This is a genomic window from Actinomycetota bacterium (genome assembly GCA_041658565.1).
In the GTDB taxonomy this organism is placed as follows: Bacteria; Actinomycetota; AC-67; order AC-67; family AC-67; genus JBAZZY01.
In genome coordinates this window covers 35,810-55,705 of sequence record JBAZZY010000006.1, presented here as the reverse complement: position 1 = coordinate 55,705, position 19,896 = coordinate 35,810, and the positions used below count along the sequence as shown (strand labels likewise).

Sequence of the window (19,896 nt, the reverse complement as noted above, 5' to 3'; positions counted from 1 at the left end):
TTCATACGTTTTCGTGCAGTCAAGGGTTTTCAGCAGGGAAAGCAAAGAGCTCACCAGCGATAGTGTGAAACACCGCGAAACGGAACCAGAAGTTCCCCGGATCGGAAGCGAGAGAAGAGATATGGCGGCAGTCGTCGTCGCAGGCAGCATCAACATGGACGTCGTAGCCTCGGCCGCGCGCCACCCGCGTGTCGGAGAAACCGTTCACGCCTCGGACCTCCGCTTCTACCCGGGAGGCAAGGGCGCGAACCAGGCGGTCGCCGCCGCGCGCCTGGGATGTCCCACGCTGTTGTGCGCCGCATTGGGAACCGACGCCTTCGGGGATGACCTGGCCACGTTTCTCTCGGGGTGCGAAATCGATACCACCCATGTCCGGCGCGTCGCCCATGTTCCGACGGGAACCGCACTCATCGTCGTGGCCGAAGCAGACAACACGATCGTCGTCGCAGCGGGTGCGAACGCGCTGATGGACGCGGCAAGCATCTCCGCCGTCCCGATCGCATCCGATGACGTCTTGGTGAGTCAGTTCGAGATCCCCCTGCCCACCATCGAAGCGTTCTTCATGCGCGGCAGATCGGCCGGAGCAACGACGCTACTGAACCCGGCGCCCGCGGCTCCGGTTCCGGCAACGCTCGCGCGCCTGTGCGACGTAATCGTCGTGAACGAAACCGAACTGGCTGCGCTACTGGGCGAAGAAGTCGCCGCGGACACACAGCCGATTCTGGCGGCAGCCGCGCGCCTGCGGACGCTTCCATCGCAAGTCGTCGTGGTAACCCTGGGAGCCGGCGGCGTCGTTGCCTCAGCGCCGGGGGGCGACATCGTGGTCCCAGGACGTGTTGTGCGCGCGGTCGATACCACCGGCGCCGGCGACTGCTTCGTCGGCGCGCTTGCGGCGCAACTCGCCGGACGCGCGCCACTTGCCCAGGCACTTCGGTACGCCAACGCAGCCGCCGCACTCTGCGTACAGCGTCCCGGCGCCGGTCCGTCGATGCCTCGCGCGCGCGAGGTCGAGAACCTCCTGTCTCAAAACGCGTAGACACGCACGTATCCTTCGGACGTGGCAACCGCAGCAAGACCGCATCCGGACGCGCGCAAGATCTACGCTGCGCAAGGAGTGCGCGCGCTCGCGTACGGCTTCGGATCGGTTCTGCTCGGAGCCACCCTGGAGGCGCGCGGGTGGTCGGGCGCGCGCGCCGGTCTCCTATTCGCAGCCGTCGTGTCGGGCATCGCGGTCATGTCCGTGGTTGTCGCACGGTGGGGAGACGTCGTCGGAAGGCGGCGCTTTTACTTCTTGCTCTTCTGCGGATTCGCTGCGACCGCGGTCGTGTTCGCGTTCGCCGAGGCATTCTGGATCCTCCTCATCGTCGCACTTACCGGAACCCTGTCGACCGAAGTCATCGAGTCGGGCCCGTTCACATCCTTGGAACAAGCCATGCTTCCGTCTGTAGTTCCCGCGTCGAGTCGGGCGCGCGCGTTCGGCACCTACAACGCGATCGCTGCACTCGCCGGCTCGACGGGAGCATTACTGGCGGGCGGTTCAGCACTGCTTCGGGATGCGTTCGGATTCGGCATCGCCGACCAGCGGTTCTTCCTGCTGCTGGTTCCGGCGGCCGCAGCCGGGGCGCTAATCGCACGTTCGCTGACGGATACGGTGGAAGCATCCCGCACCACGGTTCGGCGCGCGCCGCTGGAACGAAGCAAGAAGACCGTCATGCGCTTGTCCGCGTTGTTCGCTGCGGACTCGTTCGGCGGCGGATTCGTCATCCAGTCGTTCGTTGCATTCTGGTTCCGCCGCGAGTTCGACGCGTCGCTGGAGACACTCGGACTCGTGTTCTTCGGGGCCGGCCTGCTGCAGACCGCTTCGTTCCTCGCCGCGCCGCGCATCGCCGAGCGTTTCGGCCTTCTGAACACCATGGTCTTCACGCACCTTCCGTCGAACCTGCTACTCGCGGGGATTGCCTTCGCCCCGTCGCTGCCGGTGGGCATCGCTCTGCTGCTGGCGCGACAGGTGCTGAGCCAGATGGACGTGCCGACACGCCAGGCGTACATCGTTTCGCTCGTGGATCCGGACGAGCGCATCGCGGCCGCCTCGTACACCAACGTTGCGCGATACCTCACGCGTCCGGTCGGCGCAGCGTTTGCCGGCGCCGCGCTTCGCGCGGCGCCGGGGCTCCCGTTCCTTGTGGCAGGAGGAATCAAGACCATCTACGACCTCGCCTTGTACGCATGGTTCCGCCGCGTACCTCTGGGCGCCGGCGACGATCACGCTGCGACTTGATCAGGCGCGCGACAGCAGGGCGCGCGCCGGTGCGCCGTCCCCACCCGAGACCTTCAAAGGCAAACACATGAATGTGTAATCGCCCGGATCCACGGCGTGAAGGTCGAGCCCCTCGACGATCACCACGCCGGCTTCCAACAACGCGACGTGCACGGGGTGCCCCGGCGCTCCGCGCTGCTCGATCGACAGGAAGTCGGTGCCGACCAAACGCACACCGCGCGCCGCCAACCACCGCGCGCCCTCCAGCCCCAGCGATACGTAGTCCTCGGGGAACGCGCGCGCGCCACGTGCCCACAGATCAGAGTTGCACGTACGGAACAACACGCGCTCGGCCCCGTCGGGCAAGGCGCACAGATCCTGCGGCGTGATCTCTCCGGCAACCGCGCGAAGGTCCAGCACGACGGCCGGGCCCACAAGAACGTCGGGCGGGATCTCGTCCACCGTCACGGCTCCATCGATGAAATGACAGGGGGGATCGACGTGGGTGCCCGTGTGCGTGCCCAGTCGCAGCGTCGAAACGTTGGCAAGGTCGCCGCGCGCCATGCGCGAAGTCTCCTCCACCACAACGAGCGGATCCCCCGGCCACACCATCATCCCGGGCTCGATGCCGAGCGAGATGTCGAAGACCGGCATCGCACCTCCCCCCTGAAGCCGCCGAAACCTAGAAGTCGGTTACGAACGCTTCAAGCGTAACGTGCTCTTGCTTGGCACAGCTGGCCTTCAGCACGTGCACCTGGCGCGCGCCGAAGTGGTCGGTGGGACTGTAGTTCTGGTCGGGGAACACCCCGCCGTGAATCCCGGTCTGCGTTTCCAGGAAGTCACGGAAGTCCTCGCGCGTCAGGTCGGTTCCGTACGCGGCTTCGTATCGCCTGAAAGATTCGTGGGTTCCCTTCGCCTGACCCCAGATCGCAAACGCGAGGTCGTCCTGCGGGGCACCGAAATGTGCAGCCGCCTGGAAGAAGTCCTTCTGGTTCTTGCGCGCCCAGTCCAGTCCGGGGAACGGGGAGAAGAAGATGCCCCCGTCCACGTCGGGACACCCCGACTCCAGAACCGGGTTCAGAGCCATCGTGATTCCGACACCGACGTACTGCGGGCGGAACCCTTGCTGGTTCGCCTGCTGCGCAAAGCGAATGTAGTCCACGGGAGATGTGTTGATGTACAGCACCTGAACGCCGGCATTCTGCAGATCGCGCGCAACGGTGTTGTACCAAGAGGTGTCACCCTTGGGATGACGGAACGTTCGGAAGTAGTTCAGATTCTGAGCCTTGACGCCCTTTTCCCATCCCTGCACCGCATCGTCGAAGTTCGGAGTGTCCGTGAGAACGGCCGCCACCTTCTTGTTGCCGAAGTTCCGCTTGACGTACTTGGCCAACAACTCGCTCTGGGTGCGGTAGGACATGGAGAACGCGAAGTACCACTTCAGCCCGGTCAGCCCCCGCTCGGTGACGCCGACGGACGTGTACGGGATGTGTGCGGCATCGGCGTAACGGCCACACGCCTGGATCTGGTCGGTCCCGCCGGCGCCCGACATCGCAAAGACTTTCTGCCCCAACTCGCGACACACCTGCGTCGCAGAACTCGGCTGGTACCGGTCATCCGCGAACGACAACTCGATCTTGGAGCGCCCGAGGATCTTCTGGTGCTTCACCTCGGTGATCCATCGCCAATACAAGTCGGCCGCCTTCTCGAAGCTGCGACTCGGCAGCGGCGCGGCGCCGGTCACCGGCGCGTGCGCGCCGAAGCGGATAGTGGTCGCGGTAACGCCGGTCCGGTCGTGGCCGCGAACGACGTAGCGTCCCGGCGCAGCGGTCGCAGTCGGACCTCCGGTGGGCACGCCGGTCGTCGTCGGCACCGGATCCCCAGGATTGTAGGACGGCTGGTCGATGGGCTGGTCGGACGGATACACGTCCTCGGAGTAACCATCGCGCGGAGCACCGATCTGATTCCGGCTCTCGACGTGCGCGTTGGGAAGCTGGCCGCACCCCACGAGCCCCAAAGCAAGGGCCAGAAGCACCGCGGTACCGGCAGGAGATCGCCTCATTGGAACCGACCTTTCATCGTCGCGCGCGAAATTCGCGCCAAACCTACCGAAATGCCGTGGAAGTCCGTACAATAGTTGTCATGCGCAACGGACCGATGGAAACCAGAAACATCGCGATGGGGCTGATCCTGTCCGGGTTCGGAGTTCTCGCTCTGGGGTGGTACGGCGCCGCGCGCATCGACTACGTACAGGGACAAGTCCCTTACTTGATCTCCGGCGGACTCGGAGGAATCGGCTTGATGGGCGCCGGATTCACGCTGCTGCTGGTTCAAGAGTCCCGTCGCCGGCGCCGCGATCTGTCGGCCCACATGGATCGGCTGATCGAAACGCTCGAGCGCCGGTCCACAACACCCGCGGATAGCCCCATGCTGCACCGAGGTCCGCAGATCGTCGCCGGAACCTCCGTCTACCATTTGCCGACGTGCCGCTTGCTGGAGGGTCGCGGGGAACTTCCCGAGTTGTCTCTGGGCGATGTGTCGGAAACAGGACTGACGCCTTGCCGGGTATGCCGTCCGACGGCAACTCTGAACTAGACCCGCTCGCCGCCTCATCCCAAGAACACCTTCCGCACGCGCGAAGAGTCCTTCAACTCGTCCCCACGGAATTCCGCCGCAATCGTGCCTTGCTCCATCACGAGCGCAAGGTCGGCAACCTGCAGCGCGCCGACGTGCTGCTCGACCAGAAACACCGTCACTCCGTCGGCGTTGATGCGGCGCACGATCTCGAAGACCGTCTCGACGAGGACCGGAGCCAAACCCAAGGACGCCTCATCGATGATCAGCATGCGGGGCCGGGCCATCAGCGCGCGCGCGATCGCAAGCATCTGTTGCTCGCCTCCCGACAGGCTTCCCGCATTCTGTCCGCGGCGTTCCTGCAGGCGTGGGAAGTACTCGAAAACGCGCTCAAGTTGTTGCCCGAGCCACGAGGAATCCCGGCGTTGCGACCAGGCGCCGACCTCGAGGTTCTTCTCGACCGTGAGATCGGGAAATACGTGCCGGCCTTCCGGCGACATCACGACTCCGGCCGCCACGGCTTGCTGCACGCTCCAATGCTCGGCGGCCTTCCCGTCGAACTCGACGCTGCCCGACCACGGGCGCACGGCGCCGCACAGCGCCTTAGCGGTCGTCGTCTTGCCGGCACCGTTCAGACCCAGCAAGACCACGGTCTCACCGGCGCGCACTTCGAAAGAGATACCGTGCAGCACCGGCCGAATCCCGTACCCGGCCCGAAGATCGGTGACGCGCAGCAGCACGGGACGGTCGTCTGCGATGATCTCCGGCGCGCGCGCCGCGGCGGCCCTAGGCAACGCTGGTCGCCTCCTTGCCCATGTAGGCCTCGGCGACGGCCGGATTCACGCGGATCTCCTCGGGACTGCCCTGCGCGAGCAAACTCCCGAAATTCAACACGTAGACGTAGTCGGCGACTCGCAGCACTTGGGGCACGTGGTGATCCACGATCACGACCGCGAGGCCCAACTCCCGCCGCATCACCAGCAACCGATCGCCGAACTCCGTCGCCTCCTCAGGCGCGAGACCCGCGAGCGGCTCGTCGAGCATCAAAACCTGGGGGTCCACCGCGATCGCCGCAGCAACCTCCACCATCTTGAGCGTTCCGTAAGACAACCCCGACAAGGTCTCACCGGCGAGATCGGCCAGTCCCATGAATTCGAGCACAGTCATCGCCCGATCTCGCATCACACGCTCCCGCGCGCGCGCGCGCGGCGCGCCGACAAACCCGGAGAGGTTCGTGTAAGCGGCAGTGAGATGCTGCGCGGCCAACAGGTTCTCCGCAACGGTGAACGACCGCACCAGGCCGACTTGCTGGAACGTCCGGCCGATCCCAAGCGCGACGCGCTCGTCCGGTCGCATCGCTGTGATGTCCTGCCCGCGGAAGTGGATACTTCCGCGGTCGGGCCGCGAAAACCCTGAGACGCAGTTGAAAAACGTCGTCTTGCCGGCGCCGTTGGGTCCAAGGATTCCGACGATCTCCCACTCATCCACCGAGAAGTCGATACCGTCCAGAGCCTGCACTCCGCCGAACCGTATCGCGATGTCGCGCGCCTCAAGCACCGGCATGAGCGCCCTCCCCCACGGAGACATCGATGAGCGGATCGGAGGCGACGGCTACGGCAGCCGCCGCGCGCGACCGCGCGGCCCGGGCGCGCACGGCTCCGGCAATCGTCCTGCCGACCTCAGCAAAACCGCCGGGGAAGAACAGGAAGCCGATCAACACAAGCAGCGCGACAACCAGCGGAGAGAACGAAGCGTTCAGCACGCTGAACGGAGGGAACGGAATGTTGCGGTGCGCGGCATCGAGCAGTGTCGGCAAAGATGCGACGAAGACTCCCGCGACCACCGCGCCGGCGCGACTACCGACGCCACCGATAACCGCCATCAGCAGGAACGTGAGGGACAACGTGAATGCGAAGTCCAACGGCGCCACGATCTGCTCGACCGACGCAAGCAGCCCACCCGCAATCCCCGCCATCGCGCCTGAGATGACGAAGCCGAGCAACTTGTATGCAGTCACATTGACGCCCCACGACGCCGCGACTCGCTCGTCGTCGCGCAGCGCCTGGATCGCACGTCCGGCACGCGAACTCGTCAAGCGCCGGTCGAACGCGATCGCCACACCCAGCAACCCAAGACACATGTATGCGTAGGCCAGATTTCCCGTAGCGAAACTCGGCCGCGGAGCCGGCATGCCGGCTCCGCCTCCCGTCAGCGACCGGATGTTGAAAATCACTTCCTGAGCGAAGATCCCGTATGCGAGCGTTACCAGCGCCAGGTACAAGCCGCGCACGCGCAGCGCCACACCACCGAGCACAACCGCGGCGACGCCGCCGGTCAGCCCTGCGAACACCAGCGCGACGGGAAACGGCAACACCATCTCGGTCTGCGCGAACCCTGCACCGAACGCGCCGATGCCGACGAACGCCGCGTGGCCGAGCGAAACCTGTCCGGTGTATCCGATCAAGACGTTGATCGACAAGCCCACAATCCCAAACAAGATCGCGCGAGAAGCGACGTTCAAGAACACCTCTGGAACCAGCAGCGGCGCCAGTGCGGCCGCCCCCGCAACGACGAGGACTCCCGCGCGCGCGCCACGGATCTGCGGAACCCGCACTACGCTTCCTTCCCCAACAGGCCGCGTGGACGCACCAGCAACACAGCCATCAACACCAACAAGACCGCGACGTGCGGAGGACCGGGCAAGTTCCACCTAAGGCTCTGCACGATTTGGTTCGCCGCTGCAACGGTGATCCCAAGGACGATGCCGCCGACTGCAGCACCGGCCATCGACGTGATGCCGCCGAGCACTGCCGCGGTGAAGCCGGGAATTAGGAACGTCCCCAGCATCAACCCCGGGGTCAACTGATTGAACACGCCTGCACCGAGGATCCCGGCGATAGCCGCAAGCGCACCGGCCATTCCCCACGCCAGCATCGTCATGCGCCGCACCGAGATCCCCTGCAATTCGGCGGCGTAAGGATCCTGCGCCATCGCCAGCAGCGCCGTTCCCCATCGCGTACGGAAGAAGGCGGCAAGCAGCAACGACGTCACTCCGAGCACGGCCAGAATGATCAACGTGTGCCAAGAAACCACAATGCTGCCGATCGTAAGTTCGCGCGCGCACGTTCCGTCGGCTGCTCCGCGCAAACACGGCGAGCCTTCGACGAACCGCGGGAATCGACGAGCCTGTGCGCGAAAGAACCCGAGCTGCGTTGCCACGAGCAGCAACGCAATCGCCACCGTCGCAACCAGCGATGTTACCGCCGAGCTTCCGCGAAGACGGCCGATCAACGTGCTGACTCCCATCGACAGCAACACTCCAACGACCACTGCCGGGATCGCGGCCCACCACAGAGCGCCCGGCGTGAGCGCACCGCGCTCTGTGTCGCCGCCGACGATGAGCACCCACGCAACGAACGCGGCGGTCGTACCCACCTCGCCGTGCGCGAAATTCAGCACCCGCGTGGCCTTGTAGACGAGCACGAGCCCGAGCGCCACGAGAGAATAGATGGCTCCGTTCTGGAGCCCGATGACTAGTACGTCGAGTACTGCCTTCACGAATCCCCGCCCGTCAGGCGGGTGAGCGCGCCACCGGCACGCGCGAAAGCCGGCTCGGCTTCAGAACCGAGTCCGCGCGAGAACAGTGCCGCAGCCACCAGCCCGAGGGGGAAGGCCAGCCACATGCGTGCAGGGATGAAGGGCTTGCCGACCGGGAGCGTCGGCCCCAGCGCGATCGGACCCCCCCTCACGGGAGGAGACACGGTGGTGGGGACCGAAGTCGTCGGGAAATCGTACGAGGGAACCGGATCACCAATGGGAACCGGCTCGAACGAAGGCGTCGGGTCCGGCTCGATCTCCGCGGGAAGTTCCACGTAAGACACTCGCAGGGCCGGGTGCGTTGCTTCGGCCGCGTCCTTGCTGCCGAACGAGAGCAGGAAGTTCGTCGAGTAGTCCGGGTCCCCGTACTCGAGGTTCTGCGCAGTGATGGGACCCAGGTACACGCCTTGGTTGGGGATCGTGCCGTCGGCCCACGCGCGCGCCATCACACTTAGGTCGAAGGTCCAAGATCCGTCGGCGGCTTTGACCCCGTTGGAGCCGAACGCGCATTCGCGTTCGGGCAGCCCTGCGGCATCCTGGTTGTCACCCTCAGTCCAGGACCCAGTGACCGCGCACGCCTCAACGCCGGTCGGTTCCACCGACGCCAGCGCCGTCTTTTGGGCAACAATGCTCTCAAAGAAAGCCTGGAAAGGCTCGTAGGACGGCTCGTCCACGTACTGACCGATCAACGTACGCACCAAAGAACGGAATGCCGGGGACTCCATCGCGTAGGCAGCCCCGTCCTCGTGCAGCACCAGATCAAACCGGTCGATCGCGAAGTTCTCCGGCAGGGGCTCTGTGTCGATCTTCATCACCGTCGCGTAGCGGAGCTTGCCGCCCAGCAGCCCGACCGGGATCGTTGCCGGAGCCACCGGCTGCACGGGCCCACCCGGAATCGATATGCCGACCATCGCATCCTCTACCGGCTGAGTAACCGCGTTCGCCTGGTCATTGCACGCCTCGGGTCCGACGAGGCACATGAGCCCGGGTGGGAATTCGTGGAAGATGACAGCCGGGAAAGCATTGCTGGTCTTGGCCGTGTACCAGGCCTGCTTGGAGATCGCCGCCGCCTTCGGGGCAGGATCGGCGCCTTCCGCTCCGGCGCCGCCCGGGAACGCGACCAGAGAGAACACGGCAGCCCCTGCGACTGCCGCTCGCGACACCAACAAGATCCGACGCTGCGTCATGGGCTCCCTCACACGCAGGACAGCTTGGATGAACCACTCAAACTTAGCACGGGAACTCAAAATCCCCTATCCCCTTTCCCCCTTTTCCCCCTTTCGAAAGTTCGCCGGGTCTCCCACCCGCGCGCGCCCGAATGCACTCCCGCCCAACCGTGCGTACCCTGCCTCCGATGAATCTAGGACTACGCGCGCGCGCCCTGCTTGAACCCAAACGAACCGCATTGGTCACCAGTGACGATCGGGTGTCTTTCGCCGACCTCTGCGCGCGCGCCTGCCGCGCCGCGAACGTCCTTCGCGAGCGCGGTGTCGTAGCCGAAGACGCGGTGGCCGTCGCGCTGCGCAATAGCGTCGAGTTCTACGAGATCGCGGCCGGCGCCGCTTTGCTCGGCGCCGACGTGGTTCCAGTGCCCTGGCGTTCGCAGCGCGACGAGGTTCACTACTTGGTCGAAGACTCGCGCGCGCGCGTCCTGGTTGTCGAGAGCGACTTCGCTTTCACGGACCTACCCTCTATGCCCCTGGACGAGTACCGGGCTTTGGTCGCTGCGGCGTCGGTGGAACCGCCGCCGGGCGCGCGTGACCTTGCTCCGATCTCACTTCGCCACTACACCTCGGGAACCACCGGCCGGCCCAAGGCCGTTGTGCGCGCGCCTCTGGACGCGCGCGTACAACTCGAAGGGATCCCGCGCCACCTCGCGCTGTTCGGCGTCGACGACCCGAGCGGCGTCCACCTGGTCTGCGGGCCGCTTTACCACACCGCTCCACTGTCATTCTCTTGTCAAGCTCTGCAGGCCGGACAGACGGTGGTCTTGCCCGAACGGTTCGACCCGGCGCAGACACTCGCGCTGATCGAGAGCGAGCGCGTCACGTGGACCTTCATGGTGCCGATCCACCTCGCGCGAATCCTGCGTCTGGAGCGACGAGACGCCGACCTGTCGTCACTGCGACGAGTCCTTCACGCCGGCGCGCCGTGCCCCGAGGAAGTGAAACGGCGCGCGCTCGAGTTCTTCCCCGAAGGCACGCTGTGGGAGTTCTATGGAACCACCGAAGGGCGTGCCGCGCTGATCTCGCCCGGCGAGTGGCTCGCACACCCCGGAAGCGTCGGGCGCGCGCTCCCGGGTGTGACCGTGCGCATCTTGAACGACGACGGCAAGGACGCCGCACCGGGTGAAACCGGACTCGTGTATTTCTCGCCGGCCGACGGCCGACGGTTCGAATACGCCGGAGCGCCCGACAAGACCGCGCGCGCCTGGCGCGGCGACGTCTTTACCGTCGGCGACATCGGCACGCTCGACGCGGACGGCTATCTGTACCTGACCGACCGAAGCCAAGACGTGATCATCACCGGAGGCGCGAACGTTTACCCGGCCGAGGTCGAGTCGGTCCTGCACGCGCACCCCGGCGTCGCCGACGTAGCGGTGATCGGGATCCCCGACGAGGAGTGGGGCGAGTCCGTTCACGCCATCATCGAAGCAAGCCCGGGGACCGAGGCCGGCCCGGCCGAGTTGATCGAGTTCTGCCGAGCGCGCCTGGCGCACTTCAAGTGCCCACGCACAGTTGACCTGGTTGACCGGCTCCCGCGCGACCCCAACGGCAAAGTCCGCAAGCGGGAGCTGAGGGAGCCGTTTTGGAGCGGGCGCGCGCGCCGGATCTAGCGTGCAGGGACAACCCGCCTGCTGGTACAGTGCTTGAACTCTAGGGCGTGTGGAGCAGTCTGGAGTGCTCGTCACCCTGTCAAGGTGAAGGTCGGGGGTTCAAGTCCCCTCACGCCCGCTCTGACCTGCGGAATCAAGAAATCCGCGGTTCCGGCCAGGTAGCTCAGTTGGCAGAGCACGGGTCTGAAGAACCCGGTGTCGACAGTTCGATTCTGTCCCTGGCCACACAGCGGCGCAGCCCCACAAGGCCTGCGCCGTTTCCCGTTTCCGACGTCTCGCCTTTCTGGTGTCGGTTTGGCGACACAGACGGCGCCGGAGCTACACCAGAACGGGGGGAACTCGTGGCGCGTCAGGTGAATCCTGATCGCCGGCAAGCACCTCCGAGGCGGCACGAACCGTGCCACTCCTGATCAACCGCCTAGCGCGCGCCTAGGCTTCGGGCACCTCTCCGCGGGGCACGCGCTCCATGTTCGCCAGATGCTCGTAGAACGCCCACCGGTCCTCGATGTCGGTTTGGGCTTGACCGATCAGATCGTCGAAGCGCGCCGGATCGTCCCTCGACACCATCGCGAACCGCGTCTCACCCAGCGCGAAATCGCGCACCTTCTGGGTCGGCGGCTTGCTGTCGAGCTTGAAAGGCTTGGCGCGCGCCGGGTTGTACCGGTACAGCGGCCAGTACCCGGTCGCCACCGCGTCCTTCTGGTGGGTCATCGAGTCCTCCATCTCAAAGCCGTGGGCGATGCACGTGCTGTAGGCGATGATCAGCGCCGGTCCGGGCCACGCTTCGGCTTCGGTGAACGCGCGCACAGTCTGCATGTCGTCGGCGCCCATCGCGATCTGCGCTACGTACACGTTGCCGTACACCATCGCCATCACACCGAGGTCCTTCTTGGCCGTAGCCTTGCCCTGCGCCGCGAACTTCGCCGAGGCCGCGCGCGGCGTGGCCTTCGAAGCCTGACCGCCGGTGTTGGAGTACACCTCAGTGTCGAGCACGAGGACCTTGACGTTGCGGCCCGTGCTCAACACGTGGTCCAGTCCGCCGTAGCCGATGTCATATGCCCAGCCGTCGCCTCCGACAATCCACACGCTCTTGCGAACGAGTTCATCCGCCAGGCCGGCTAGGTCGCGCGCCTTTGCGGCCGAGTCGCCGTTGACTCCGGCGAGCAACTCCTTGACGCGCGCCACGCGCGCACGCTGCGCGGCCATGTCGGCGTCGCTCTCCTGCGACGCCTCCAAGATCTCGCGCACCAAGTCGGACCCAATCGCCGGCTCCAGTTCACGCAGCAACTGCCGGGCGAAAGCGTTTTGGCGATCAAGCGCCACGCGCATCCCCAGGCCGAACTCCGCGTTGTCTTCGAACAGCGAGTTCGCCCACGCGACGCCGCGGCCTTCCGGGTTGGTCGTCCACGGTGTGGTCGGCAAGTTGCCGCCGTAGATCGACGAGCAACCCGTGGCGTTCGCCACGATCACGCGATCGCCGAACAACTGCGTCATGAGCTTCAAGTACGGCGTCTCGCCGCACCCCGAGCACGCACCGGAGAACTCAATCAACGGCTGTCGAATCTGCGAACCCTTGATCGTCCCGGGAGCGACCAACGTCGAATCCACCTCGGGAATCGTCAGGAAGAACTCCCAGTTCTCGCGCTCGCGATCCAAGTGATCGTGGATCGGCTCCATGTTGATCGACAGGTGCGAAGGATCTTCCTTGCTCTTGGCCGGACACACACTCACGCACACCGTGCACCCGGTGCAGTCCTCCGGCGCGACCTGAATGGTCAGCTTCTTGCCGGGAACCTGCTTGTTGGCAAAATCCTTCATCAAGAAGCCGGCGGGCGCACCTGCGGCGTCGGCCGGATCGAAGATCTTCATACGAATCGCCGCGTGAGGGCACACCAGCGCGCACTTGCCGCAGTCGATGCAAATGCTCTCGTCCCAGATCGGGATCTCCTGCGCGATCCCTCGCTTCTCCCACTTCGCCGTACCGACCGGAAACGTCCCGTCCGGCGGCAACGCGCTCACGGGCAAAAGGTCGCCTTCACCAATGAGCATGCGCGAAGTCACGCGCTGCACGAAGTCGGGCGCCTCGACGGGAACCGCACGGCGACGGCGACGCGTTCCGACGACTTCGGCTGGGACCGCGACGCGGTGGAGCCCCGCGAGCGATGCATCGACGGCGGCGAAGTTCTGATCGATGACCGCCTGCCCACGCTTGCCGTAGCTCTTGACGATCGACTTCTTGATCTCGGCGATCGCCTCGTCCTTGGGCAGCACTCCCGACAGCGCGAAGAAGCACGCCTGCATGACGGTGTTGATGCGCCCACCCATCCCTGCTTCGTGGGCAACCTTGTATGCGTCGATGACGTAAAGGTCCAGCCCCTTGTCGATGATGTCCTGCTGCGTCTCGACCGGGATCTGCTCCCACACCTCGCCGGGACCGTACGGGCTGTTGAGCAAGAACACCGCGCCCGGCATCGCGAGCTTGAGCATGTCCATGCGATCCAGGAAGCCGAACTGGTGACACGCGACGAAACTCGCGCGATCAATCAGGTAGGTCGACTCGATCGGCTTCGGACCGAACCGCAAGTGCGAAACCGTGACCGAGCCGGACTTCTTCGAGTCGTAGACGAAGTAGCCCTGCGCAAACAGTCCCGCGTCCTCTCCGATGATCTTGACCGAACTCTTGTTGGCGCTGACGGTTCCGTCCGCGCCGAGCCCATAGAACACCGCACGCACAGTCGCGTCGTCCTCGGTCGAGAAAGACGGATCGAACTCCAGGCTCGTGTGCGTCACGTCGTCGAAGATGCCGACGGTGAAGTGGTTCTTCGGCTCGGGCTTGGCGAGTTCGTCCAAGACGGCCTTGACCATCGCCGGGGTGAACTCCTTGGACGACAAGCCGTAGCGCCCACCGATCACCCGGGGGAACGAGAACGGCAGCGTTCCAGCAGCCTGCCCCTCGGCAAGGGCCGTGATGATGTCCTGATACAGCGGCTCGCCGATCGCACCGGGCTCCTTGGTGCGATCAAGCACGGCGATGGAGCGCACCGACGGCGGCAACGCGTCGATCAACTCGCGCGCGGGGAACGGACGGAACAGCCGGACCTTCAGCACGCCGACGCGCTCGCCGCGCGCGCGCAAGGCAGCGACGGCCTCTTCGGCCGCGCCGACTCCCGATCCCATCAACACGACCACGCGCTCGGCGTCGGGGTCGCCGACGTAGTCCACGAGGTTATAGCGACGACCGGTTTGCTCGGCGAGGAGATCCATCTTCTCGCGCACGATGCCCGGCAGCGCCAAGTACCAGGGGTTGCCGGCCTCGCGCGCTTGGAAGAACACGTCGGGGTTCTGCGCAGTCCCACGCAACTCGGGCCGGTCGGGGGACAGTCCCCAAGCCCGGTGCGCGCGCACCGCGTCCATGTCGATAAGCGCCGCGATGTCCTCGTCCGAGATCATCTCGATCTTGTTGACCTCGTGCGAAGTACGGAATCCATCGAAAAAGTGCAGGAACGGCACGCGTGCGCGGATTGTGGACGCGTGCGCGATCAAGGCCATGTCGTGCGCTTCCTGGACCGACGAGGACGCGAGCATCGCGAACCCGGTGGTGCGCGCCGACATCACGTCACTGTGGTCACCGAAGATCGACAAAGCGTGGGTCGCGAGCGTTCGAGCCGCGACGTGGATGACCGCAGGGGTCAACTCACCCGCGAGCTTGAACATGTTGGGCAGCATGAGCAGCAAGCCCTGGGACGCAGTGAAGGTCGTGGAGAGCGTGCCTTTTTGCACCGCGCCGTGGACGGCCCCAGCGGCACCGGCCTCGCTCTGCATCTCGAAGACCTCGGGGACCAGGCCCCACAGGTTCGGCCGGTCGGCCGCAGCCCACGCGTCTGCGAACTCCCCCATGGGCGAAGCGGGCGTAATCGGATAAATCGCGATGACTTCGCTGAGCTTGTAGGCGATCGTCGCGGCTGCTTCGTTTCCGTCGGTACAAACCCAGCGTTTCGTCATCGAGGCTCTACCCCCATAACCGATCGAGTTCATGCGAGAAGGATGATGCTAGTCCATCACATGATAAGGGAACCGTCGGGGGCCAACGGCCCCGGCATCGCGGGGTCGGTCGGCGCCGAATAACCGCCGGGGGGGCGCGCGGCAACCCAGGATGCGAAGAAAGGCCCCAAAAGGAACGACGGGCCTGGGCGCAATCGCGCTTCAGGCCCGTCGAGTTATCGACGAGGTTTGCGGGTGAGACTCTCGCTTCTCGCCCAGGGAAGTTGCTCGTCGGACGCAACCACGACAGCGTCTTAGCTGTTGTGAGTAGCCACGCCCTCGAGAAGACTCATTACCTCGGACTCGCGGTAACGGCGGTGACCGCCCAAGGTCCGAATCGAACTAAGCTTCCCGGCCTTCGCCCAACGGGTGACCGTCTTCGGGTCCACCCGGAAGAGCGCAGCAACCTCCGCCGGAGTAAGCAGCGTCTCTCCAGATGACTGGTCGCGCTTCATGTATTCCCTCCCTCCTTGGCGGCTATCGGTGTCCCGCTCTGCCGCGGTATGTATCACGTTGCCCTAGCATCGGGCCTTTACCACTTGGAACACAATGGCCCTTTCGGGGGGTTTGCCGGGTGGCCCCTTCGAACCGCCCGATGTCCCTTTCAGGTGCCTCTGCGTATCCTTCTACAGGTGTTTCGTCACTTTCCGCGCCGGGTTTAGCTCATATCCCCAAAAACGACAACCTTCGCGTTTTGTGACGCCTCGATCCTACGCCTTCGTCAAGGATTGCGCCTCCCTTGTTTGCGCAGGTGGGAGGCCCCGATACCATACGAGCGTGGGCGTCTTTGATCGGCTGGGCAGCGAGTATGAGCAGATCGTGTTCGCACACGAACCCACTGCCGGACTTCGGGCAATCTTCGCGATTCACTCAACACGGCTGGGACCGGCCCTCGGGGGAACCCGAATATGGCCCTACACCAGCGAAGATGCCGCCTTGACCGACGTCCTTCGGTTGAGCAAGGCCATGGCCTACAAGGCCGCAGCCGCCGGCCTCGCGTTGGGCGGAGGCAAGGCCGTGATCATCGGCGACCCCGCCCGGGACAAGACTCCGGATCTGCTCCAAGCCTACGGTCGGCACGTCGAACGCCTCGGCGGGAAATACCTCACCACGGCCGACGCGGGAACGACGGTCGCAGACCTTGACCTGATAGCGACAACGACGCGTTACGTCACAGGGACCTCGCACGGTTCCGGGGATCCGTCTCCGATGACCGCACACGGAGTGCTTCACGGACTTGCTGCCGTCGCGCAGGAGTTATGGGGCGATCCGTCCCTGGAGAAGCGCCACGTCTTGATCCAGGGGGTCGGCAAGGTCGGGGGCGCGCTGGCGCGCGCGCTCGCGGGAACCGGCGCGCGCCTGAGCATCTGCGACATAAACCGCGAACACGCCAAAGCCCTGGCCGAGGAGATCGGCGCGCGCGCAGTCGAAGCGGATTCGGCGATCGCCGCCGAGTGCGACATCCTCGCGCCGTGCGCACTCGGGCCGGTCGTCACCGACAACACGCTCGGGACCTTGCGATGCCGCGCCGTCGCCGGAGCCGCCAACAACCAACTCGCGACGCCGGAGCACGGGCGCGCGCTCGCCGCGGCCGGGATCTTGTACGCGCCCGACTACGTCATCAACGCCGGAGGCCTCATCAACGTCGAAGACGAGCTTCACGGCTACGACGAGGCACGGGCGCGCGCCAAGACCGAGGCGATCGCCATCACGCTTCGCGACGTGTTCGAGCGCGCGCGCGCGGCGGGAATCACACCGGGGGAGGCCGCCGACCGTCTAGCGGAAGCGCGCATCCGCCACGGTGCTCGCGCCCTGGAAGACGGCACGGCTCCCGGCTAGACTCCGCCGCAATGGAGAAGGATCTTAAGAAGATCGTCCGAGGGATCCTGAAGAACGCGGCACAAAAGGAACCTCCGACAGATCTCGCACGTGTGTTGGCGTACCTTCGAATCCACCACGAACGCCCGTGGCATCTATCGCCGGACACCTGGGACGCGCTCAGCGCTCCCGCGCGCGGACGCACTCGACTGGTCAGCGGCGAGCGAATCGCCGGCGCGCGCCGGCGGTGGCGTCTGGCTCACGAGATCGGACACCACGTCCTGCACGGCGCGCAGCCGCATCTGCGCGCAGGAACCTGGGAAACTCACGAGTTGGAGTACGAAGCCGACCTGTTCGCCGCGGAACTGCTCATTCCCGATCCGTGGATCGCACGTGCCGTGGGGACGCAGGATCCAAGCCACTTCGACATCGACGAACTTGCGCGCGCCTTCGAAGTCGGACGTGACGAACTGGAGAGACGTTTGCGGCAGCTCGATCTTCTGCCGCACGTGGTCCTCGGACGTGGATGAATCCACCGCTCGTTGACGGGCGGTTCTGAACGCTGCAACGATGTGAACTCAAGGCGCCGCATCCTTCGCTCTGTCGAAGGAGTTCGCACCGGCCACAAGCCGGTGAGCGTATCGCCGAGAGCCGACCTACCCGGCGGCGATCCCGTCGGGTACAGGAGGGACCGATGAAGGGATTCGTCGATCCGGCCTCGTTGCCGGCCGATTCGGTCGAGATCTTGCGGCCGGACGGCACACTCGTTCCCGATCACGGGTACGACGTCGGGCTGAAAGAACAAGACCTTCGCGAGATCTATCGGCTCATGGTCCTGACGCGCCGCGTGGATCAGGAATCGACGAACCTGCAGCGCCAGGGCGAACTCGGCGTCTACACGCCATCTCTTGGACAAGAGGCGGCACAAATCGGCGCCGCGTATGCGCTGCAGGACCAGGATTGGGTGTTCCCGTCCTACCGCGAATTGGGGTTCGCGCTGGCGCGCGGAATCGACCCGGCTCACATCATGCACTTGTTCCGAGGCACGTGGCACGGAGGACTGTGGGACTACCGCGAGCACCGTTTCGCCCCCTACTCGGTCCCGATCGCATCGCAAGCACTGCATGCTGTGGGGTTCGCGAAGGGGGCGAAGCTCGATGGAAAAGACTGCGTGACGATCGCGTGCTTCGGCGACGGGGCAACGTCCGAAGGCGATTTCCACGAGGCCTGTAACTTCGCCGGCGTGTGGCGCGCGCCGGTTGTGTTCTTCTGCCAGAACAACCAGTACGCGATCAGCGTTCCGCTCGCCAAGCAAACCGCGGCGATCGCCATCGCTCACAAGGCGCTCGGATACGGATTCCCCGGAGTGCGAGTAGACGGCAACGACGTCCTGGCGTGCTACGTCGTGGTCCGCGAGGCACTGCGGCGCGCGCGCGCCGGTGAAGGCCCGACGCTGGTCGAGGCGCTCACCTACAGGCGCGGACCGCACTCCACCGCCGACGATCCCACCCGCTACCGCAGCAACGAAGAACTGGCGAAGTGGGAAGCACTCGATCCGCTCGCCAGGTTCAGAAGTTACTGCGAAACCGAGCAAGTGCTGGACGAGGAGTTCGTTCAGCAGTGCAATGACGAAGGTGACCGAACAGCCACGCAACTTCGCCGCGATATCGTCGGCGCCGGCCCACTGGATCCGAAGCTGCTGTTCGAACACGTCTACAACGAAATGCCACCCACGCTCGTACGCCAGCAACAGGCGTACATACGCGAACACGAAGGAGGGATCTGATGCCGGCGGCCACGATGGCACAGGCCCTCAATGAAGCCTTGCGCTACTGCATGCGACGCGACGACCGCGTGTTGATCATGGGGGAGGACGTCGGCCCTGCGGGCGGCGTCTTCCGGATCACCGACCGCTTGCAGGCGGAATTCGGCGAGCAGCGCGTGTTCGACACACCGCTGGCGGAGTCCGGCATCATCGGCACCGGGATCGGCCTGGCGATATACGGCTTCAAGCCGGTGTGTGAGATTCAGTTCGACGGGTTCACCTACCCGGCGTTCAACCAGATCATCAGCCACCTTGCGAAATATCGCTCGCGCACAATGAGCAAGATTGCTCTTCCAATGGTCGTGCGAATCCCCTACGGCGGCGGCATCGGAGCCGTCGAGCACCACTCGGAATCACTCGAGGCGTACTTCGCGCACACCGCCGGGCTGAAGGTCGTCACGCCCGCAACGCCGTCGGACGCGTTCCGGTTGCTGGTCGCGTCGATCGAAGACCCCGACCCGGTGATCTTCCTTGAACCGAAACGCCGCTACTGGATCCGTGAGGACGTCGAATTCCCGATCGAGGGCGGACTGCCGCTCGGGCGCGCGCGCGTCGTCCGCGAAGGGACCGACGTGAGCATCATCACCTACGGTCCGAGCGTTCGCACCGTCGAAGAGGCCGCGCGCGAGGCCGCGCGCGACGACGTCTCGTGCGAGGTGATCGACCTTCGCTCGCTCATGCCGCTGGACCTGGAGACCATCATGACTAGCGTGCGAAAGACGGGGCGCGCGGTCGTGGTGACCGAGGCGCCGGTAACCGGCAGCTTCGCGGCGGAACTAGCCGCGCGCATCGCGGAAGACGACTTCCTTTCGCTGAATGCACCCGTGCTTCGCGTCGGGGGCTGGGATATTCCGTACCCGCCGGCAAAGATCGAAGACCTGCACATCCCGGATCTGGACCGCGTACTCGACGCCGTCGATGCGGTGCTCAACTACTGATGGCCACACG

General features: G+C 65.3%; 17 protein-coding genes and 2 tRNA genes. 10 read left to right on the top strand and 9 right to left on the bottom strand.

What is annotated here, in order from left to right; genetic code table 11:
• Positions 1–121: 121 nt before the first annotated feature.
• A complete protein-coding gene (locus WDA27_05415) occupies positions 122–1,036 on the top strand; it encodes a ribokinase (GenBank protein MFA5890372.1) in 915 nt (304 codons plus the stop codon).
• Between the two features lie 21 nt (positions 1,037–1,057).
• Positions 1,058–2,278: an MFS transporter gene (locus WDA27_05410; protein MFA5890371.1), complete on the top strand. Its 1,221-nt coding sequence runs from the start codon at positions 1,058–1,060 to the stop codon at positions 2,276–2,278.
• Here the strand turns inward: WDA27_05410 and WDA27_05405 are convergent, their stop codons facing one another.
• Together WDA27_05405 and WDA27_05400 are read right to left on the bottom strand one after the other, a co-directional pair.
• Positions 2,279–2,911, bottom strand: a complete 633-nt coding sequence (locus WDA27_05405; GenBank protein MFA5890370.1) for a cyclase family protein — start codon at positions 2,909–2,911, stop codon at positions 2,279–2,281.
• Between the two features lie 28 nt (positions 2,912–2,939).
• Complete coding sequence (locus WDA27_05400; GenBank protein MFA5890369.1) at positions 2,940–4,319, bottom strand: ABC transporter substrate-binding protein; 1,380 nt, start codon at positions 4,317–4,319, stop codon at positions 2,940–2,942.
• An 80-nt stretch (positions 4,320–4,399) separates the two neighbouring features.
• Here WDA27_05400 and WDA27_05395 point away from each other — a divergent pair, with 80 nt between their 5' ends.
• The gene (locus WDA27_05395; GenBank protein MFA5890368.1) at positions 4,400–4,852 is read left to right on the top strand and encodes a hypothetical protein; all 453 of its coding nucleotides are present in this window, start codon (positions 4,400–4,402) and stop codon (positions 4,850–4,852) included.
• A gap of 14 nt (positions 4,853–4,866) precedes the next feature.
• Here WDA27_05395 and WDA27_05390 read toward each other — a convergent pair whose 3' ends face one another.
• The 5 genes from WDA27_05390 to WDA27_05370 are packed head-to-tail and all read right to left on the bottom strand — an operon-like array spanning position 4,867 to position 9,615.
• Positions 4,867–5,625, bottom strand: coding sequence for an ABC transporter ATP-binding protein (locus WDA27_05390; protein MFA5890367.1), 759 nt, complete (start codon positions 5,623–5,625; stop codon positions 4,867–4,869).
• On the bottom strand, positions 5,618–6,394 hold the full coding sequence (locus WDA27_05385; GenBank protein MFA5890366.1) for an ABC transporter ATP-binding protein: 777 nt from the start codon (positions 6,392–6,394) through the stop codon (positions 5,618–5,620). The genes WDA27_05390 and WDA27_05385 overlap by 8 nt, the downstream gene beginning before the upstream one ends.
• Complete coding sequence (locus WDA27_05380) at positions 6,381–7,445, bottom strand: branched-chain amino acid ABC transporter permease (GenBank protein ID MFA5890365.1); 1,065 nt, start codon at positions 7,443–7,445, stop codon at positions 6,381–6,383. The genes WDA27_05385 and WDA27_05380 overlap by 14 nt, the downstream gene beginning before the upstream one ends.
• Positions 7,445–8,389 carry a branched-chain amino acid ABC transporter permease gene (locus tag WDA27_05375; protein ID MFA5890364.1) on the bottom strand — a complete coding sequence of 315 codons (945 nt, stop codon included), beginning with the start codon at positions 8,387–8,389 and terminating at the stop codon, positions 7,445–7,447. Before WDA27_05375 ends, WDA27_05380 begins: the two co-directional genes overlap by 1 nt.
• Positions 8,386–9,615, bottom strand: a complete 1,230-nt coding sequence (locus tag WDA27_05370; GenBank protein ID MFA5890363.1) for a hypothetical protein — start codon at positions 9,613–9,615, stop codon at positions 8,386–8,388. Before WDA27_05370 ends, WDA27_05375 begins: the two co-directional genes overlap by 4 nt.
• Before the next feature lie 167 nt (positions 9,616–9,782).
• Here WDA27_05370 and WDA27_05365 point away from each other — a divergent pair, with 167 nt between their 5' ends.
• The 3 genes from WDA27_05365 to WDA27_05355 all read left to right on the top strand — a co-directional run bounded on the left by WDA27_05365 (position 9,783) and on the right by WDA27_05355 (position 11,489).
• The gene (locus WDA27_05365; protein ID MFA5890362.1) at positions 9,783–11,264 is read left to right on the top strand and encodes an AMP-binding protein; all 1,482 of its coding nucleotides are present in this window, start codon (positions 9,783–9,785) and stop codon (positions 11,262–11,264) included.
• Between the two features lie 43 nt (positions 11,265–11,307).
• Positions 11,308–11,382: transfer RNA gene (locus WDA27_05360), tRNA-Asp, on the top strand.
• A gap of 34 nt (positions 11,383–11,416) precedes the next feature.
• Positions 11,417–11,489 (top strand) — tRNA-Phe (locus WDA27_05355).
• Between the two features lie 204 nt (positions 11,490–11,693).
• Here WDA27_05355 and nifJ read toward each other — a convergent pair.
• Both nifJ and WDA27_05345 read right to left on the bottom strand, forming a co-directional pair.
• The gene (gene nifJ, locus WDA27_05350; GenBank protein MFA5890361.1) at positions 11,694–15,266 is read right to left on the bottom strand and encodes a pyruvate:ferredoxin (flavodoxin) oxidoreductase; all 3,573 of its coding nucleotides are present in this window, start codon (positions 15,264–15,266) and stop codon (positions 11,694–11,696) included.
• A 293-nt stretch (positions 15,267–15,559) separates the two neighbouring features.
• On the bottom strand, positions 15,560–15,760 hold the full coding sequence (locus tag WDA27_05345; GenBank protein ID MFA5890360.1) for a BldC family transcriptional regulator: 201 nt from the start codon (positions 15,758–15,760) through the stop codon (positions 15,560–15,562).
• Between the two features lie 322 nt (positions 15,761–16,082).
• On the opposite strand from WDA27_05345, the gene WDA27_05340 reads away from it, so the two are divergent.
• From WDA27_05340 to WDA27_05325, 4 genes are all read left to right on the top strand, one after another.
• Positions 16,083–17,144 (top strand): Glu/Leu/Phe/Val dehydrogenase dimerization domain-containing protein, encoded by a 1,062-nt coding sequence (locus tag WDA27_05340; GenBank protein MFA5890359.1) that lies wholly within the window; start codon positions 16,083–16,085, stop codon positions 17,142–17,144.
• Positions 17,145–17,155: 11 nt separating this feature from the next.
• Complete coding sequence (locus tag WDA27_05335) at positions 17,156–17,653, top strand: ImmA/IrrE family metallo-endopeptidase (protein ID MFA5890358.1); 498 nt, start codon at positions 17,156–17,158, stop codon at positions 17,651–17,653.
• A gap of 164 nt (positions 17,654–17,817) precedes the next feature.
• Positions 17,818–18,909: a pyruvate dehydrogenase (acetyl-transferring) E1 component subunit alpha gene (pdhA, locus tag WDA27_05330; protein ID MFA5890357.1), complete on the top strand. Its 1,092-nt coding sequence runs from the start codon at positions 17,818–17,820 to the stop codon at positions 18,907–18,909.
• Positions 18,909–19,886 (top strand): alpha-ketoacid dehydrogenase subunit beta, encoded by a 978-nt coding sequence (locus WDA27_05325; protein MFA5890356.1) that lies wholly within the window; start codon positions 18,909–18,911, stop codon positions 19,884–19,886. The genes pdhA and WDA27_05325 overlap by 1 nt, the downstream gene beginning before the upstream one ends.
• Positions 19,887–19,896 lie beyond the last annotated feature (10 nt).

Coding starts and splice junctions, on each gene's coding strand:
- WDA27_05415 (MFA5890372.1), top strand. CDS start 122: ATGGCGGCAGTCGTCGTCGCAGGCAGCATCAACATGGACGTCGTAGCC.
- WDA27_05405 (MFA5890370.1), bottom strand. CDS start 2,911: ATGCCGGTCTTCGACATCTCGCTCGGCATCGAGCCCGGGATGATGGTG.
- WDA27_05400 (MFA5890369.1), bottom strand. CDS start 4,319: ATGAGGCGATCTCCTGCCGGTACCGCGGTGCTTCTGGCCCTTGCTTTG.
- WDA27_05395 (MFA5890368.1), top strand. CDS start 4,400: ATGCGCAACGGACCGATGGAAACCAGAAACATCGCGATGGGGCTGATC.
- WDA27_05385 (MFA5890366.1), bottom strand. CDS start 6,394: ATGCCGGTGCTTGAGGCGCGCGACATCGCGATACGGTTCGGCGGAGTG.
- WDA27_05370 (MFA5890363.1), bottom strand. CDS start 9,615: ATGACGCAGCGTCGGATCTTGTTGGTGTCGCGAGCGGCAGTCGCAGGG.
- WDA27_05365 (MFA5890362.1), top strand. CDS start 9,783: ATGAATCTAGGACTACGCGCGCGCGCCCTGCTTGAACCCAAACGAACC.
- nifJ (MFA5890361.1), bottom strand. CDS start 15,266: ATGACGAAACGCTGGGTTTGTACCGACGGAAACGAAGCAGCCGCGACG.
- WDA27_05345 (MFA5890360.1), bottom strand. CDS start 15,760: ATGAAGCGCGACCAGTCATCTGGAGAGACGCTGCTTACTCCGGCGGAG.
- WDA27_05335 (MFA5890358.1), top strand. CDS start 17,156: ATGGAGAAGGATCTTAAGAAGATCGTCCGAGGGATCCTGAAGAACGCG.
- pdhA (MFA5890357.1), top strand. CDS start 17,818: ATGAAGGGATTCGTCGATCCGGCCTCGTTGCCGGCCGATTCGGTCGAG.
- WDA27_05325 (MFA5890356.1), top strand. CDS start 18,909: ATGCCGGCGGCCACGATGGCACAGGCCCTCAATGAAGCCTTGCGCTAC.